Below are 15,096 nucleotides of genomic sequence, written 5' to 3'. Positions count from 1 at the left end.
AACCGCTTTCCGGCACGCCGCACGAACCTGACGGGCAAAATCACCGACGCTCAAAATCACCCGTCCTCCAGATGCAGCAGCAGAGCGACAGCACAGCACAGCCCCGCCCCTGTAGGTGCCCAAGCCGCCAGAAGCGGGGGCAATGCGCCAGAGTTACCAAACTGTTCAGCGACTTTCGAGACCGTAAACAGAAGAAACCCCGAACCAACCCCGGAAAAGATCATTTTTGCCACACCTCCGCGCCGGGCGGGCCGCATGGAGAACCCGGCCGAGACCAGCGTCATGGTCCCGGCCAGCACCGGAAGCGCGAGAAGAGACTGAAAATGCAGCCTGTGCCGTATCGAGGAAAACCCCGACCGGTCCAGAAGGGCAATGAAGCCGGGCAGCGTCCAGACGGACAGGGCATCCGGAGAAGCGAAGCTTTCCTGAACACGGGTGATCGTCAGATCCGTCGGCAGAAACATCGTCACCGGCGGCTCGGCCTGCTCGTAGGGACGCATCTGAGACGCCTGCGCCAGATGCCACTGCCCCTGCTCCAGCCAGCCTTCCGGAGCCTCAACCCGGACGATCAGACGATCCAGGCCGCTGATCCGGAAAATACTCACATGGCGAATATGGAGCTCACCATCCGTCAGACGCGTCTCGCGCGCATGGAGGATGGCCACCCCCTTCGGATCATAGGCATGATCAGTCTGCCGCAGCCACAGATCCCCGCCATTAAGCGCCAGCGGGCCACCGCCCGTCCTAAGATACTGATCATCCAGCGCCTCGGCTCTGGCATACATCGCAGAAGAGACCGGCGAGATCACCGCTGTCGCGAACGCTCCCATCGCCAGCGCGCAGGCCAGCGGCGCTGCAAGAAACTGCCAGGCGGAAATTCCCGCCGCCCTGGCCACCACCAGCTCGGAAGATCGTGTCAGACGCCAGAAGCACAGCGTCCCGCCCAGCAGGACACCGAACGGCATGATCTGCATCATGGAATACGGAATATGCAGCGCCGCGATCTTGGACACGAGGCTGGTGGGAACGTCCGGCTTGGTCGCCACACGGCGCAGCAGATCGATAAAGTCAAAAAGACAGACAATACCCGTCAGAGACGCCGTCATGGCCAGAACGGATAAAACGAACTGGCGGGCGATGTAGAACGAGAATGTAACCGATACGAACACTGACAGACCCTGCCTTTCAGCTGTCACGCCGGAATGGCGGCGCCCGGCCGCTGTCGGGCCGGAACAGAATCACCGCCGCAATCAGGCCCGGCAGAACGGCCACCACCATGACGAGCGGGATCAGGGACATGTTCCGGCTGGCAAAATTCTGCAGCATCAGACTGAGCGCGAGAAGCCCGACCACTGTCAGAATGGCGGACAGAGGCCGGAGAATATTGCCATGCCGGGAAAATACACCACGCAGAATCGCAACCAGCGCGATCATTGCGTAGGAAAACGCCGTAAACGGTGAAGACAGACGACGCCAGCCCTCAACGGCCAGCTTTCCCCGATCCCGTTCGAAAATACTGCCCGGAGCGGGAGAGAGAAGCTCTCCAAGAGACATCTCCGCCGCATCGGGATACCGCACCTGATCCGATTTGCGTGAAGTGAGATCCAGCGTGTTCTGCGTGAACAGAAGAACCGTCAGGCGTCCTGTCTGTCGGTCAATCGCCTCACGCGATCCGTCATAGAGCACGACACGCGGCTCATCATTGACCACAACCATCGCCCCGCGCTCCGCCAGAATCGTCGCACGGCTCGCCGGATCACGATCATCCTCCACCATGATCCCGCGCAGCTCTCCCGTATGGGTCCGCTCACGCACATAGACCGTCATGGTGTCGGAAATCCGCGTAAAGACGCCCTCCTGCAGCATGAAGGCCGCAATCCGGTTGCGTATCTGGAACTCAAACTGACGGAAATGACGATAGGATACGGGAACCAGCCAGAGATTGAGCACGAGCGTCAGAGCTGTCGCGAAACTCGCACAGATCACTCCCGGACGGCCCAGCGCCCAGGGTGAAAGCCCGGCCGCGCGCATGACCGTAAGCTCCCGGTCTCCCGCCAGCCGCTGATAGACGAACAGCACCACCACAAAAGTCGTGATCGGAAGTACGACCGCCACGAAGGACGGCATCATCATGCTGGTGAGTTCAAGGAACACGCGCAGCGACAGACCACGATCAACCACCAGCGAGACGAAACGCAGCGACTGCGTCAGCCAGATCAGGGCCGTCAGTCCGCCCGTCGTTGCCAGAAGGGCAAAGAGAAGCTGGTGAAGCACATAACGATCAAGTGTTGGCAGTCCGAACGTAAAACGCGAACGGACAGAGCGCTGAGGCACGGAACCGGGCATAGCATGCCTTCTACTCCCTCTTCCCCGTCCTGCGAAAGTGATGTTTTTTTCAGACTGTTACCCCGTGCGTGACCATATCCGACTCCGCAGCATGGAATGGAGGGCGGTAATGCCGCCACAATATTGCCCGAAAGAGGCGGTTCCCTGCACTCCCCTTGACCATATCTGCCCCGGGGCCTGCTCTAGGTCCGCTCCGGATTCCGTTCCGGACGCCGCACAGGATCCGGAGAACCGGAATGATGACCATAAGGCCGCCAGCTTCTTCCGCCGCTCCCGTCCAGGATGCCTCTGCCCGCAGATCCCGAAGCAGCCGGACACTCTCCGCCTCCGGATGGCTGGCCTCATGGTCTTTCTCCCTGGCACGCAGGCATACGCGTCCTGCCACAGCCCTCATCATGCTGCTCGGTCTGGCTGCCTGCGGAAACAGCCAGCCGGGCGGAACCCGCTCCGAGTGGGGCCATGGCAGCTACGCTCCGCCCGGCTCGGCAAGTGACCCCTGGGGACCCTATATCCAGGAAGCCTCAAACCGTTTTTCCTTCCCGCAGAGCTGGATCCGCGCCGTGATTCACCAGGAATCCGGCGGGCATCAGTATATCAACGGTCATCTCACCACCTCGGGCGCAGGCGCTATGGGCCTGATGCAGCTCATGCCCGCCACCTGGTATGAACTTGCCGAGCGGTTCAGCCTTGGAGACGACCCTTACGATCCGCACGATAACATCATCGCCGGAACCGGCTATCTCCGGCAGCTCTACGAACAGTTCGGATCACCGGGCTTCCTTGCTGCCTACAATGCCGGGCCCGGCCGCGTAGAACAGTACATGGAGGGGCTCAGCACTCTCCCCGACGAAACCGTCAACTACGTCGCCTCTATTGAACCCAATCTCGGTCCCGAGCAGCCCGGAGCTTCCGACAGCTCGTCCTCGCCCGTCATGATGGCCTCCTCCGGCAGCCGGCAGACACGCAGCGCGGCAGCCGCCGCCGCTGTCAGTGCGCCCGTCGCCCTGGCTTCCGCGTCTTCCCTCACACGCACGGGAGACGGATGCCTGCGGAATGCGGACGCTGCCTACGATCCCTCCACTCCCTGCCTGATGGACCGGGACACCCCGCATGAGGACCCTGGAGATGGTATGCCCCAGACGCAGATCGCCAGCCGGACCTCCGGCAGCGACACGCTTCCGCCTGAACTCGCCTCCTATGTGGCACCCGCGCCTCAGAGCACATCGGCACGACCTGTCGTCCCCTATCGCGGTCGTGGCACGGTCGTAGCCTCCGCCACTCCTGCGGCCACCTACCGTCCGGCAGCCTATACCGTCCCCACTGCCGCAGCTGCTGCAAGACCGCGCTATACCCAGCCTTCGCCGGGCGGAAGCTGGGCCATTCAGATCGGTGCGTTCAACTCGGGGGCAGTGGCCCGTCATCAGCTCGCTTCGGCACATTCCGTATTGCGGGTCCTGACAGGTCCGGACGCCATCATCCCCGTCCCGGCCCCCTCCGGAAGTCTCTACCGCGCCCGGATGACCGGCCTGTCCGCCTCTGCGGCAAACAGCGCCTGCCAGCAGCTTCGCCAGCACTCCTTTGCCTGCTTTACAGTCCCCTCAGCCCGGACCTGATCTTCCGTCTTCGGTCGGGATGCGCTAGACCCCGCGCCTCGCTCCTACGCAACGACCGGGAAAGAAAGCAGGATATATGGCGCGTAACCGTGTCCGGAAGGGACTCCCCCTCGATGGCTGGCTGGTCATCGACAAGCCGACAGGGCCGACCTCTACCGGGGTCCTGGCGCAGGTTAAACGCGCCTTCAACGCCAGCAAGGCCGGGCATGGCGGCACACTGGATCCGCTTGCAACCGGGCTGCTTCCCATCGCCTTCGGTGCGGCAACAAAAACCGTTCCGTACGTGATGGACGGAACCAAGATCTACCGTTTCACTCTCCGTATCGGAGAGGCCCGCGACAGCGACGATGCCGACGGAGAGCTCACTGCCACCTCGGACGTCCGCCCGTCTGACGGGCAGTTCCACGAGGCGCTGGAGGCGTTCCGGGGCAATATCATGCAGGTTCCTCCCGTCTTCTCCGCACTGAAAGTGGCCGGAGAACGCGCCTATGATATGGCTCGTGACGGTCGTCCTCCGGAACTGCCCCCCCGCCCGGCACGGGTGGACCGCTTCGAGCTGATCGAACGCCCTGATGCGGATCACGCCATCTTCGAGGTCGAGTCAGGCAAGGGCGTCTATATGCGCTCCCTTGCCCGCGATATCGCGCTCGCCTGCGGAACGGTCGGACATATCGCCGCCCTTCGCCGTCTTCGCGTCGGTCCTTTTTTCGAGTCCGACGCGATTTCGCTGGACAAACTGCTCGCGAGCGCGCAGGAAACGCCCGCTTCACCGGAACTGCTGCGTCCGGTCGCGACCGCGCTGGCCGACATCCCGGCGCTGGCCCTGACTGAGGACGAAGCGGGTTCCCTCCGGCACGGACAGGCGCTCTGCCTGGCTGGTTTTACAGGACGTATTCCTCAGACCGGCCCGGATGACGTGGTCCGTGCGATGGAAGGTGAGGAAGTACTCGGTCTGTGCCGCCTGGAAGACGGGTGGCTGAAGCCGGTGCGTCTGCTCTGAACCGCAAAATACGGAGAAAACGATGTCGATCACAGCTGAACGCCGCACGGCGGTCATTGAAGAATACAAGACGAAGGCCGGAGATACCGGGTCGCCGGAAGTCCAGGTCGCGATCCTGACCGAGCGTATCAACAACCTGACAGAGCATCTCAAGACCCACGCGAAGGACTTCCACTCCCGTCGCGGTCTGCTCATCATGGTTGGCAAGCGTCGCGGCCTTCTGGACTATCTCAAGGGTAAAAGCCACGATCGCTATGCAACGCTGATCGGTCGCCTCGGCCTGCGTCGCTGATTCCATATCCGGGATCATTCCCGGGTTACGGCTCAGGAGGCTGCCTCAGGAGAGGTCGGCCCGCCGGGACAGAGACCGGATGAAAAGAACTTCATCCGGTCTGCATTCCCATAAAGCCCTCTCTCCTGTATGTCTCACCCGGGATCGCCTCTGAACAGGCGGTACCGGGTTTTTATCTTTTGCCTGGCGCGGTTACTCCGCGACGGGTGTTAACCGGACCGTAAACCGGCTGTGTGTTTTTCCACAGGCGTATTGCGGCGTTTCAGACCACATGGCGCTCTGGCGGACTCCGTCAGCCACCATGCCGTCCGAGACGCTGTCCGCCACGGAAAGCTCCGCCGGGAGCGGTTGAGTCGCGCTGTAAGGAACAGAATGTTCAACTACTTCCGCAAGGAAATCGAATGGGGCGGTCGCCCTCTCGTCCTCGAAACCGGCAAGATCGCCCGTCAGGCTGACGGTGCCGTCGTCGTATCCTACGGGGATACCATCGTGCTCTGCACGGCTGTCGGCGCAAAGACCGTCAAGCCGGGTCAGGATTTCTTCCCGCTGACCGTCAACTACCAGGAAAAAGCCTACGCAGCCGGTAAGATTCCCGGCGGCTTCTTCAAGCGCGAAGGCCGTCCCGGTGAGAACGAGACCCTGAACTCCCGCCTGATCGACCGGCCGATCCGTCCGCTCTTCCCGGAAAACTTCCGTAACGAAGTGCAGGTTATCGCAACCGTTCTCAGCCACGATCTTGAAAACGATCCGGCCATCCCGGCTCTGATCGGCTGCTCCGCCGCACTGACCCTCTCGGGCATCCCGTTCTTCGGGCCGGTCGGCGGCTGCCGCGTCGGATATATCGACGGACAGTACATCCTCAATCCGACCATCTCCCAGATATCGGAGTCCGGGCTTGACCTCGTCGTTGCCGGAACCGCCGATGGTGTGCTGATGGTCGAGTCCGAGGCATCCGAACTGTCTGAAGAGACGATGCTCGGTGCCGTCACCTTCGGCCATGAAGCCTTCCAGCCGGTGCTCGACGCGATCATCTCCCTCGCGGAGCACGCCGCAAAAGCTCCGTGGGATCTGCCTGAGGAAACAAAGGAAGAGATCGCTCTCCGCAAGAAGGTCGATACCGCCGGGCGCAAGCTGATCGCCGCAGCCTACAAGGAAAAGGCCAAGCAGGCACGCTACGAGAAACTGGCTGCAGCCAAAACCGCCATCATCGGCAAGCTGGGCGACGATGCCGATGCCGCCGAAAAGGCGAAAGGCATGATCAAGAGTCTTGAAGCCGATGTCGTCCGCGGCTCGATCCTCAAGACCGGCATGCGGATCGATGGCCGTGATCTGAAGACCGTCCGCCCGATCGTCTCCGAAGTCGGTATCCTGCCGCGCGCCCACGGCTCCGCCCTCTTCACGCGCGGAGAGACGCAGGCGCTGGTCGTCGCCACGCTGGGCACGGCCCAGGATGAGCAGATCATCGACGCGCTCGAAGGCGAATACCGCACGAATTTCATGCTGCATTACAATTTCCCGCCCTTCTCGGTGGGTGAATGCGGCCGCACCGGCTCTCCGGGCCGCCGCGAGATCGGTCACGGCAAGCTTGCATGGCGTGCTATACGTCCGCTGCTCCCGACGAAAGCGGAATTCCCCTACACGATGCGTGTGGTTTCCGAGATCACGGAAAGCAACGGCTCGTCCTCCATGGCGACCGTCTGCGGTTCCTCCCTGTCCCTGATGGATGCCGGCGTGCCGCTCAAGCGCCCGGTTGCAGGCATCGCAATGGGACTGATCAAGGAAGGCGAGGATTTCGCCGTCCTGACAGATATTCTCGGTGATGAGGATCATCTCGGCGATATGGATTTCAAGGTTGCCGGAACGGAGCAGGGCATCACCGCGCTGCAGATGGATATCAAGATCACGTCCATCACTCCGGAAATCATGAAAATCGCGCTTGATCAGGCACGTGAGGGCAGGATGCATATCCTCGGAGAGATGTCACGTGCTCTCACCGAAGGTCGCTCCGACGTCTCCTCGACGGCTCCGCGCATCACCACGATGAGCGTGCCTAAGGAAAAGATCCGCGACATCATCGGCTCCGGTGGCAAGACAATCCGTGAGATCGTCGAATATTCAGGCGCCAAGATCGATATCGGCGATGACGGTACCGTCACCATTGCCTCCACGGCCGAGGAGCAGACGAAAAAAGCTCTCGAGCGCATCAATGGTATTGTTGTCGAGCCTGAAATCGGGAAAATTTACGACGGCAAGGTCGTAAAAACGGCTGATTTCGGTGCTTTCGTAAACTTCCTCGGCGCGAGGGATGGTCTGGTCCATATCTCGGAACTGACACAGGGCCGCGTGAACCGCACTACCGATGTCGTCAAACAGGGTGATACCGTCAAGGTAAAGGTCATCGGCTTTGATGACCGCGGTAAGGTAAAACTGTCCATGAGGGTTGTGGATCAGGCCACGGGTGCCGATATCACATCAGAAGTGGGCGAAAAGCCTGCCCGGGCACCGCGCCGCGAGGACTGAAATTCTGACGGAGGGGTTTTACCGACCCCTCCGCCGGACAGTCCCGGGACAGTCTGAAACAGTAGCAGGACCTCTATGAAGGCGATCAACGCAATCCGCATGGGAGCACGTGAGATCCTTCCGCTCGTCGAGGGCGGAAAGGGTGTCTCCGTCTCCACCGGCGCCTCTGCCGGTGCCTGGGCCGCAGCCGGTGGCGCAGGCACGATTTCCATCGTCAATGCAGACAGCTACGATGAAAACGGTCGCCCGGTTCCCCAGACCTATCACGGCCGCACGCGCCGGGAACGTCATGAGGAACTGATTGACTACGCCATCCGCGGCGGAATCGCCCAGGCAAGGATCGCTCACGAGACCTCGGGCGGGCAGGGCCGTATCCATGCCAACATCCTGTGGGAGATGGGCGGTGCGGAGCGCGTGATTAACGGCGTTCTGGAAGGTGCAAAAGGCCTGATCCACGGCCTGACCTGCGGTGCGGGCATGCCCTACCGGCTTGCGGATATCGCCGCAAAATTTAATATCTTCTACTATCCGATCGTCTCCTCCGCCCGCGCCTTCAATGCGCTGTGGAAGCGCTCATACAGCAGAACAGCCAGCCTGCTCGGCGGGGTTGTGTACGAAGATCCCTGGCGGGCAGGCGGTCATAACGGCCTGTCCAACACGGAAGATCCGCTGAAACCGGAGGATCCCTATCCTCGCGTCGCGGCTCTGCGAAAGCTGATGCGCAGCTTCGGCCTGGATAATGTGCCGATCATCATGGCAGGCGGTGTCTGGTGGCTGGAAGAGTGGCAGGACTGGATTGATAATCCTGAGCTTGGCCCTGTCGTGTTCCAGTTCGGTACACGTCCTCTGCTGACGAAGGAAAGCCCGATCCCGGATGCGTGGAAACAGCGTCTTCTTACACTGAAGAAGGGAGACGTGTATCTCAACCGCTTCTCCCCCACAGGTTTTTATTCCTCAGCGGTTAATAACAGCTTCCTGCAGGAACTTCGCGCCCGTTCGGAGCGCCAGGTGGCTTACTCCGCAGAAGCCGTCGGCGAACATACTGCTTCCTACGGTGTCGGTGCCCGCAAGCGCGAAGTGTTCGTGACCGGAGCCGACCTGCTGCGTATCCGTGGATGGGAGTCAGAAGGTTTCACTGAAGCCATGCGCACCGGTGACTCCACCCTGATTTTCGTCACACCTGAGAAGATGCACGAAATCGTGGAAGATCAGGTGGCCTGCATGGGCTGCCTGTCTGAATGTCGTTTCTCAAACTGGAGCCAGAAAGGCCCGGATTATACGAACGGACATAAGGCTGATCCCCGCTCTTTCTGCATTCAGAAAACGCTGCAGGCCATCTCCCACGCACATGGCCCTGAGGAAGAGAAGATCGCGGATCATAATCTGATGTTCGGCGGAACAACGGCCTGGCGTTTCGCGACAGATCCGTTCTACTCGAATGGTTTTGTCCCGACTGTAAAACAGCTGGTGGATCGCATCCTTACAGGCCGCTGAACTACCGGAAATCGTTGCCGGAGAAGATCAGTCAGACTCTTCTCCGGCTGGCATATCAGCCAGTCCGTCAACAATCACTCCGTCTGTCGTGACACGGGCGCACACACCCCAGAGTGCAGAAAGGCTGTCACGGGTGATGACATCTTCGGGTACCCCCTCCCCGAAAACCCGCCCGCCCTTAAGCAGAACCACATGATCCGTGTGACGAAGCGCCATTGTCAGGTCATGAAGCACGATAATCGTCACCATGCCGCGCATCCGCGTTTCACGCGCCACGATCTCCATCACCCGCAGCTGATGTCGCAGATCGAGTGCACTTAGCGGTTCATCCAGAAGCAGGATCCGTGGCTCCCTGATCAGGGCCAGAGCCAGGGCCACAAGCTGCCTCTGCCCGCCGGATAATGCCCCGACCGGCCTCCTGGCAAAATTCTCCAGCCCCAGCCTTCCGAGCAGATCGGCCACACGTGCGGCAGGAACACCAGCTACACGTGCTGCAGCCTCCAGCATCTCCCCCACCCCCAGCATCAGCTGCGGCAGAGGAGCCTGAGGCATATACGCGCAGAACACCCCCCTCCGGGCTGCGCTCAGACCGGAAAGATCCAGACCATCAAGTTCAGCCCGCCCCGCGGCAGGCAGGAGCCCCGCAACCATGCGCAGTAGCGTGGATTTTCCGCTGCCATTCGGTCCGAGGAGCCCGGCCACCTCTCCCGGACGCAGCGGGCCGCACCGCACTTCATCAAGCACGACCTTCCGCCCGCGTCGTACCGTCACCGGCCCGATTGTGAGCCCCTCCTGCCCGCTGGCCACGGAATCCGTCAGCATCCTGGTTGGCACGGCTTCACTCTCCCCGATCACCGCGCCGACGCAGGACGACAGCGATAAAGAACGGAACACCAGCCAGAGCCGTCACGATCCCAACCGGTAAAACCTGCCCCGGGACCGTATTTTTTGCCGTAACCGACGCCGCAGACATGATCAGAGCCCCGGCCAGAGCACCACCGGGCAGATACCAGCGATGATCTTCGCCAAAGAGATGTCGCGAGATATGCGGAGCGACAAGTCCGACAAAACCGATCGTTCCTGAAAACGCTACAGCCAGAGATGCCAGTACGCTGACCCGCAGCAGGGCACCGAACCGTACCCTGCGTGCATCGATCCCGAGCCCTGCCGCACGATCATCGCCCAGACGCAGCATTGTCAGCGCAGGAGCTGCCCGGAACGACAGAATCCCTGTTATCAGGCAGGCCAGACCGAGACAGATTACACGCGGCCAGGTCGCCCGCGTTACGCTGCCCATGGTCCAGAATACCAGATCCTGCAGCGTATCCTCTGAAGCCACGAACTGCAGCAGTGCTACACAGGCCTGAAACGTAAAGACCAGCGCGATCCCGAACAGGACCACCCCCTCCCCTTCGCGTGACCGGCTGACCACATTGAGCAGGAGCGCACTGCCCACGGCAAACACAAACGCATTCGCCGGAACCGCAGCCGCAGATGAAATCCCCGGAAGGTGCCAGCCCAGAATCAGAGCCAGCGATGCCCCGAACGCCGCAGCAGCGGATACACCCAGCGTAAAAGGGCTTGCGAGCGGATTATTCAGGATCGTCTGCATCTCACTGCCCGACAGACCCAGCGCAAAACCGGTCAGAATTGCAAGACAGGCCCCCGGAAGGCGTATCTGCCAGATCGCCATATGCACCTGATCAGGCACACTCCCGAAGACAGCTGTAGCGATACGGGAAAAAGAAAGATGCAAGGGACCAAAACTAAGATCCGACACGAAAAAGACTGCCAGAAGGCAGATCAGACCCGCCAGAATTCCTGCTCGTATACGTGTCACGATCACGTCCGCTTGGCGCGTCTTAGTCGCACCCGGACAGCCCCGCGGTTTGCCGCATGGGGATAGGCCGCGGAGTGAACCACGCGCCGGAGTTCCGGATGCTCCAGCCACAAAGGCAGCTCACGCCGGAGAATACCGCCCTCAACACCGGACCCGAGGCCGGTGATGATTTCCACACAGCGCACACCTTCCTGATGCGCACCCACAAGGAATCCATACAGGCGGATAAAGGCCGCCTGTGCCACCATCCCATGCAGATCCAGCCTGCGCTCTGGTCGCAATGCACCGGACTCGACAGGAAATTCCAGAGGCTGACTTCTGCTTTTTCCTGCTTTGCTCTGAAAATAACGCCGGAGCGCCGTCTCCCCCCTGGAAAGGTCCTCCCGGGCAGGAATCATGTATGTGGCTGCGGGCCTCTCCTGTTGCTGCAATGCCGGAGACGGGGGCAGAAATTCAGTCTCCCGCTGCTGCAGAGATGGTCTGACTGACGCTTCCGAAGGGCGACATACAGGCGAATGCAAGGGGCGGACATCGCGCATGGCCAGACGCCACAGATCCCGCTCCCCCTCTCCTGTCACCCGGCGCGCCATAGGCCCTGTATCCCCTGATCCGTCCCGCCCGGACCACAACCGGGACATCTGCAATAAAGAGGCGTCGCCTCGCTCATGTGCTGCGCGGGCAGCACGCTGATTTTCCGGAATGTAACCTACTCTGCACTCCCGGCGCGCTGCAATCTCTGTCTCCGCACAGCGGGTGCATACGTTCCTGCAATCGACAGACAGATCACTGCGGCTTTTCGGCAACAGAGTCCGAGGATGTATCACAACGTAAAGAATCTATCCGCATTTCGGATTGTTTTCATCCATAGAATTATATCATCTGAAACGAGAATATAAACGCATAACTCTGGTTATAACTATGGAAAATAGTGTATCATTCCGTCTGCTTCTGACAACCTTATCAGCCATCCTGCTCGCGGGGCCCGCCGCTGCCAGAACCACACCCGAGCGGCATCCGGTAAGACAGCATCTTCAACCGGCAGCTACGCACGGCAAAAGTCAGGAGCAGGTCGCAAAGACGAGTATCACGGCACCCCCGGATTCGGGAGAAACCGTGATCGTGACCGGCACCCGTGCCGCCGGAAAGAAAGCTCAGGACAGTATCTCTCCGCTCGATATCGTATCGGCCCGCCAGCTCGCGGAAACAGGTATGCCCGACCTGCGTGAGGCCCTGACACAGCTCCTTCCCTCGCTCACGATCCCCACAGGCGGTTTCGACACAGGTGCGATGACGGACTCCTTCAGTCTGCGCGGTCTCAGCCCGAATGAAACACTCGTTCTTGTGGACGGGAAACGACGCCATACCACGGCTAATCTCTACGCCAACGGTGGTCCACAGCAGGGATCGACACCGGTAGATATCGATATGATCCCGATGGCCGCCATCGATCATGTCGAGATCCTGCGTGATGGCGCCTCCGCGCAATACGGATCAGATGCCGTCGCAGGCGTCGTGAACATTATCCTAAAAAATCAGGATCATGGCTTTCATGCACAGTCTCTTTCCGGAATCACGGCGGCCGGGGACGGCTTCGAGCAGGGCATCTATCTTGATGGCGGAGCGGCTCTCGGTTCACGCGGATACATCCATGTCAGTGGAGATTTCATCCATCAGGATCATACATTCCGCAGCGCGCCCGATCTCAGAACCGGAACAAAAGTCAATCAGCTCCTCGGGCAGCCCGAGCAGACACGTGAGAGTGTTTCCGTAAAATCCGGATATCATATCACCGAAGATATCGAAGCCTATGCCACTGCAACCTACGCCCACCGCTACGCGGAATCCTATCAGAACTACCGCACGGCCGACTCCCTGAACGGATATCCCGGATATCAGGCCATGTATCCCTGGGGATACTCGCCGCTTGAAACCCTCAATGAAAATGACTGGGAAGTCACTGCAGGTCTGCGCGGTACATTCAGAAAATGGCGCTGGGATCTGTCCACCGTCTATGGCCGGGATTACGACGATATCGGCCTCAGGCAGTCCGCAAATCTCCAGCTTGAGAAGGATACGGGGCGGACGCCTTCAAAATTCGATGTCCAGGGTTTCAACAATCAGCAGTGGACCAGTGCCTTCGATCTGAGCCGCGCCTTTCATCTCAGAAACTGGCCGCATGCAATCAACGTCGCAGGCGGCGCGGCCTATCGTTTCGAAAGCTTTGCGATCGGCACGGGATCGCCTGATTCCACCTATGGCAGCGGTGCCCAGGCACTGGCGGGAACAACTGCAGGAAATGCCGGTAAATTCTACAGAGATGTAGTCTCAGGCTATCTTGATGTGGAGACACATCTGACGAAAAACCTGCAGATCGATCTGGCCGGGCGATATGAGCATTATACGGATGCGGGAAACACAGAGACAGGAAAAGCAGCTTTACGCTACGATCCGTGGAAATGGCTCGGCTTTCGCGCGACAATCTCAAACGGATTTCATGCTCCCACTCTGGCGCAGGAATTCTACAGTTCGGTCTCCCTCTCCCCTACAGCAGCCCGGGGCCTGATCGGTCCGAATTCTCCGGGTGCTCTGGCCAACGGTTCCAGCCGCCTGAAACCGGAGCGTTCAACAAACGTCACGGGTGGTATTATCCTCGAACCGATAAAGAAACTTCACATCACGGCAGATATCTATCAGATCAATCTGCGCGATCAGATCCTTCCGGGCGGCAACATCTCCGGGACGCAGGCTATCAGCGCGCTGCAGACAAATGGCTTCACGCTGCCCCCGGAGGCGCCATCCTGGGCCGCATCCTCTGTCTCCACCAACTGGTTCGCCAACGTTGCAAGCACACGCACCCAGGGGCTGGACATCACAGCTTCCTATCCCACCAGAATTCCCAACCTCGGGCAGATCAACTGGGATGCTGCCATCAACATCAACCGCACGCGCCTGTCTCATATGGGAACGAATGCCGCCGGGCAGCCACTGCTTTCAGCACAGGGCGTCGCCTATATCACGAGCGCCTATCCCCGGAGCAAGATGATCTGGGGAGGCCGCTTCACCAGTCCTGACGGCAAATGGGCCGTCGGCCTGCATGAAATCCGCTGGGGCCAGACGATCTCGCAGCTCACATACTATACAGGTGCGACGAACTCCGGTGCCCTGTCCAACACGGATTTTCTTCACTTTCGGAATACGCCCAAATTTGTCACCAATCTCGACATCACATACCGCGTCATGCCACAGCTTTCCTTCACGCTCGGCGGTAATAACATCTTTGATGCGCGCCCGAGCCGCGTTCCCGATGGCAACCGCTATCTCGGTGTGCCGCAATACTACATGAGCACGTCACAGCTCGGCATGAATGGCGGATTTTATTATCTCAAGGCCAATATCACGCTCTGAACCGGACCTTCAGAAAAAAGGAAAACACAGTGCAGAACACGCAGTATCGGACACTGGATGCAACCGGACTGCGTGAATATCTTGTCTCTCACTCCGGGATGAGCCGTCGCCTCGGCGGCCCGGCAGATACCTGGTCCGTGCAGGAAGTCAGCGACGGCAATCTCAATATGGTATGGCTGGTGCACGGGCCGGACGGCGCACTCTGCGCCAAGCAGTCTCTGCCTCACGTGCGCGTGGACCCTTCGTGGAAAATGCCGACGGAAAGAACGTTTTTCGAAGCCGCGTGGCTCCGTGAAATCAGCCAAATTGCCGGAAACGGCATACCGGAGCTGCTGCATTTCGATCCCGATCTCTTCCTCCTCGTCATGCAATGTCTGGACCATCACACCACTCTGAACATCGCCTTGTCAGATATGACATATGATCCCTCCGAAGCCGTCTCCGCCATCGCACGCTTCGTCGCCCGGACGGCTTGGAGCACATCCTGTCTGAGCGAAACATTCGAGGAAAACTACGGCGTGTCGTCAGTTAAGGAGGATGATGACTGAGGCAAACTGCACGGCTGCGAGGAACGTTGATTTCAGTT

13 protein-coding genes are annotated in these 15,096 nt (G+C 60.0%); 7 read left to right on the top strand and 6 right to left on the bottom strand.

Going from position 1 to position 15,096, the window contains the following annotated elements; all coding sequences use genetic code 11:
* Positions 1-56 precede the first annotated feature (56 nt).
* Complete coding sequence (lptG, locus tag LOC54_RS01600; protein ID WP_279312072.1) at positions 57-1,169, bottom strand: LPS export ABC transporter permease LptG; 1,113 nt, start codon at positions 1,167-1,169, stop codon at positions 57-59.
* 16 nt (positions 1,170-1,185) lie between these two features.
* Complete coding sequence (gene lptF, locus LOC54_RS01595; RefSeq protein ID WP_279312071.1) at positions 1,186-2,346, bottom strand: LPS export ABC transporter permease LptF; 1,161 nt, start codon at positions 2,344-2,346, stop codon at positions 1,186-1,188.
* A 236-nt stretch (positions 2,347-2,582) separates the two neighbouring features.
* Here lptF and LOC54_RS01590 point away from each other — a divergent pair, with 236 nt between their 5' ends.
* The 3 genes from LOC54_RS01590 to rpsO all read left to right on the top strand — a co-directional run bounded on the left by LOC54_RS01590 (position 2,583) and on the right by rpsO (position 5,251).
* The gene (locus tag LOC54_RS01590) at positions 2,583-3,959 is read left to right on the top strand and encodes a lytic transglycosylase domain-containing protein (protein ID WP_279312070.1); all 1,377 of its coding nucleotides are present in this window, start codon (positions 2,583-2,585) and stop codon (positions 3,957-3,959) included.
* Positions 3,960-4,035: 76 nt separating this feature from the next.
* Positions 4,036-4,959, top strand: coding sequence for a tRNA pseudouridine(55) synthase TruB (truB, locus tag LOC54_RS01585; protein WP_279312069.1), 924 nt, complete (start codon positions 4,036-4,038; stop codon positions 4,957-4,959).
* Between the two features lie 22 nt (positions 4,960-4,981).
* Positions 4,982-5,251, top strand: coding sequence for a 30S ribosomal protein S15 (gene rpsO / locus LOC54_RS01580; protein ID WP_279312068.1), 270 nt, complete (start codon positions 4,982-4,984; stop codon positions 5,249-5,251).
* A gap of 192 nt (positions 5,252-5,443) precedes the next feature.
* On the opposite strand, the gene LOC54_RS01575 is transcribed toward rpsO, so the two are convergent.
* A complete protein-coding gene (locus LOC54_RS01575; protein ID WP_279312067.1) occupies positions 5,444-5,578 on the bottom strand; it encodes a hypothetical protein in 135 nt (44 codons plus the stop codon).
* Between the two features lie 45 nt (positions 5,579-5,623).
* On the opposite strand from LOC54_RS01575, the gene pnp reads away from it, so the two are divergent.
* Both pnp and LOC54_RS01565 read left to right on the top strand, forming a co-directional pair.
* A complete protein-coding gene (pnp, locus tag LOC54_RS01570; protein WP_279312066.1) occupies positions 5,624-7,771 on the top strand; it encodes a polyribonucleotide nucleotidyltransferase in 2,148 nt (715 codons plus the stop codon).
* Between the two features lie 75 nt (positions 7,772-7,846).
* Complete coding sequence (locus LOC54_RS01565) at positions 7,847-9,265, top strand: nitronate monooxygenase family protein (protein ID WP_279312065.1); 1,419 nt, start codon at positions 7,847-7,849, stop codon at positions 9,263-9,265.
* Positions 9,266-9,292: 27 nt separating this feature from the next.
* Here LOC54_RS01565 and LOC54_RS01560 read toward each other — a convergent pair whose 3' ends face one another.
* From LOC54_RS01560 to LOC54_RS01550, 3 genes are read right to left on the bottom strand one after another with little or no spacing between them, the layout of a single operon-like run.
* On the bottom strand, positions 9,293-10,099 hold the full coding sequence (locus tag LOC54_RS01560) for an ABC transporter ATP-binding protein (protein WP_279312064.1): 807 nt from the start codon (positions 10,097-10,099) through the stop codon (positions 9,293-9,295).
* A gap of 4 nt (positions 10,100-10,103) precedes the next feature.
* Positions 10,104-11,105, bottom strand: a complete 1,002-nt coding sequence (locus tag LOC54_RS01555) for an iron ABC transporter permease (RefSeq protein ID WP_279312063.1) — start codon at positions 11,103-11,105, stop codon at positions 10,104-10,106.
* Positions 11,106-11,107: 2 nt separating this feature from the next.
* Positions 11,108-11,695 (bottom strand): Smr/MutS family protein, encoded by a 588-nt coding sequence (locus tag LOC54_RS01550; RefSeq protein ID WP_279312062.1) that lies wholly within the window; start codon positions 11,693-11,695, stop codon positions 11,108-11,110.
* A 529-nt stretch (positions 11,696-12,224) separates the two neighbouring features.
* On the opposite strand from LOC54_RS01550, the gene LOC54_RS01545 reads away from it, so the two are divergent.
* Both LOC54_RS01545 and LOC54_RS01540 read left to right on the top strand, forming a co-directional pair.
* The gene (locus LOC54_RS01545; protein ID WP_408740273.1) at positions 12,225-14,510 is read left to right on the top strand and encodes a TonB-dependent receptor plug domain-containing protein; all 2,286 of its coding nucleotides are present in this window, start codon (positions 12,225-12,227) and stop codon (positions 14,508-14,510) included.
* A gap of 29 nt (positions 14,511-14,539) precedes the next feature.
* Positions 14,540-15,058 carry a hypothetical protein gene (locus tag LOC54_RS01540; RefSeq protein ID WP_279312060.1) on the top strand — a complete coding sequence of 173 codons (519 nt, stop codon included), beginning with the start codon at positions 14,540-14,542 and terminating at the stop codon, positions 15,056-15,058.
* Positions 15,059-15,096: the final 38 nt, after the last annotated feature.

Origin of the sequence: Acetobacter sp. AN02 (genome assembly GCF_029759835.1) — a bacterium.
Classification (GTDB): Bacteria; Pseudomonadota; Alphaproteobacteria; order Acetobacterales; family Acetobacteraceae; genus Acetobacter.
Note: the sequence above shows the minus strand (reverse complement) of the source record. Positions and strands in the feature narration are given on the sequence as shown.

Excerpts from the sequence above, each read along its gene's own strand:
- pnp (WP_279312066.1), top strand. The coding sequence starts at position 5,624 with ATGTTCAACTACTTCCGCAAGGAAATCGAATGGGGCGGTCGCCCTCTC.
- lptF (WP_279312071.1), bottom strand. The coding sequence starts at position 2,346 with ATGCCCGGTTCCGTGCCTCAGCGCTCTGTCCGTTCGCGTTTTACGTTC.
- LOC54_RS01550 (WP_279312062.1), bottom strand. The coding sequence starts at position 11,695 with ATGGCGCGCCGGGTGACAGGAGAGGGGGAGCGGGATCTGTGGCGTCTG.
- LOC54_RS01590 (WP_279312070.1), top strand. The coding sequence starts at position 2,583 with ATGATGACCATAAGGCCGCCAGCTTCTTCCGCCGCTCCCGTCCAGGAT.
- truB (WP_279312069.1), top strand. The coding sequence starts at position 4,036 with ATGGCGCGTAACCGTGTCCGGAAGGGACTCCCCCTCGATGGCTGGCTG.
- rpsO (WP_279312068.1), top strand. The coding sequence starts at position 4,982 with ATGTCGATCACAGCTGAACGCCGCACGGCGGTCATTGAAGAATACAAG.
- LOC54_RS01565 (WP_279312065.1), top strand. The coding sequence starts at position 7,847 with ATGAAGGCGATCAACGCAATCCGCATGGGAGCACGTGAGATCCTTCCG.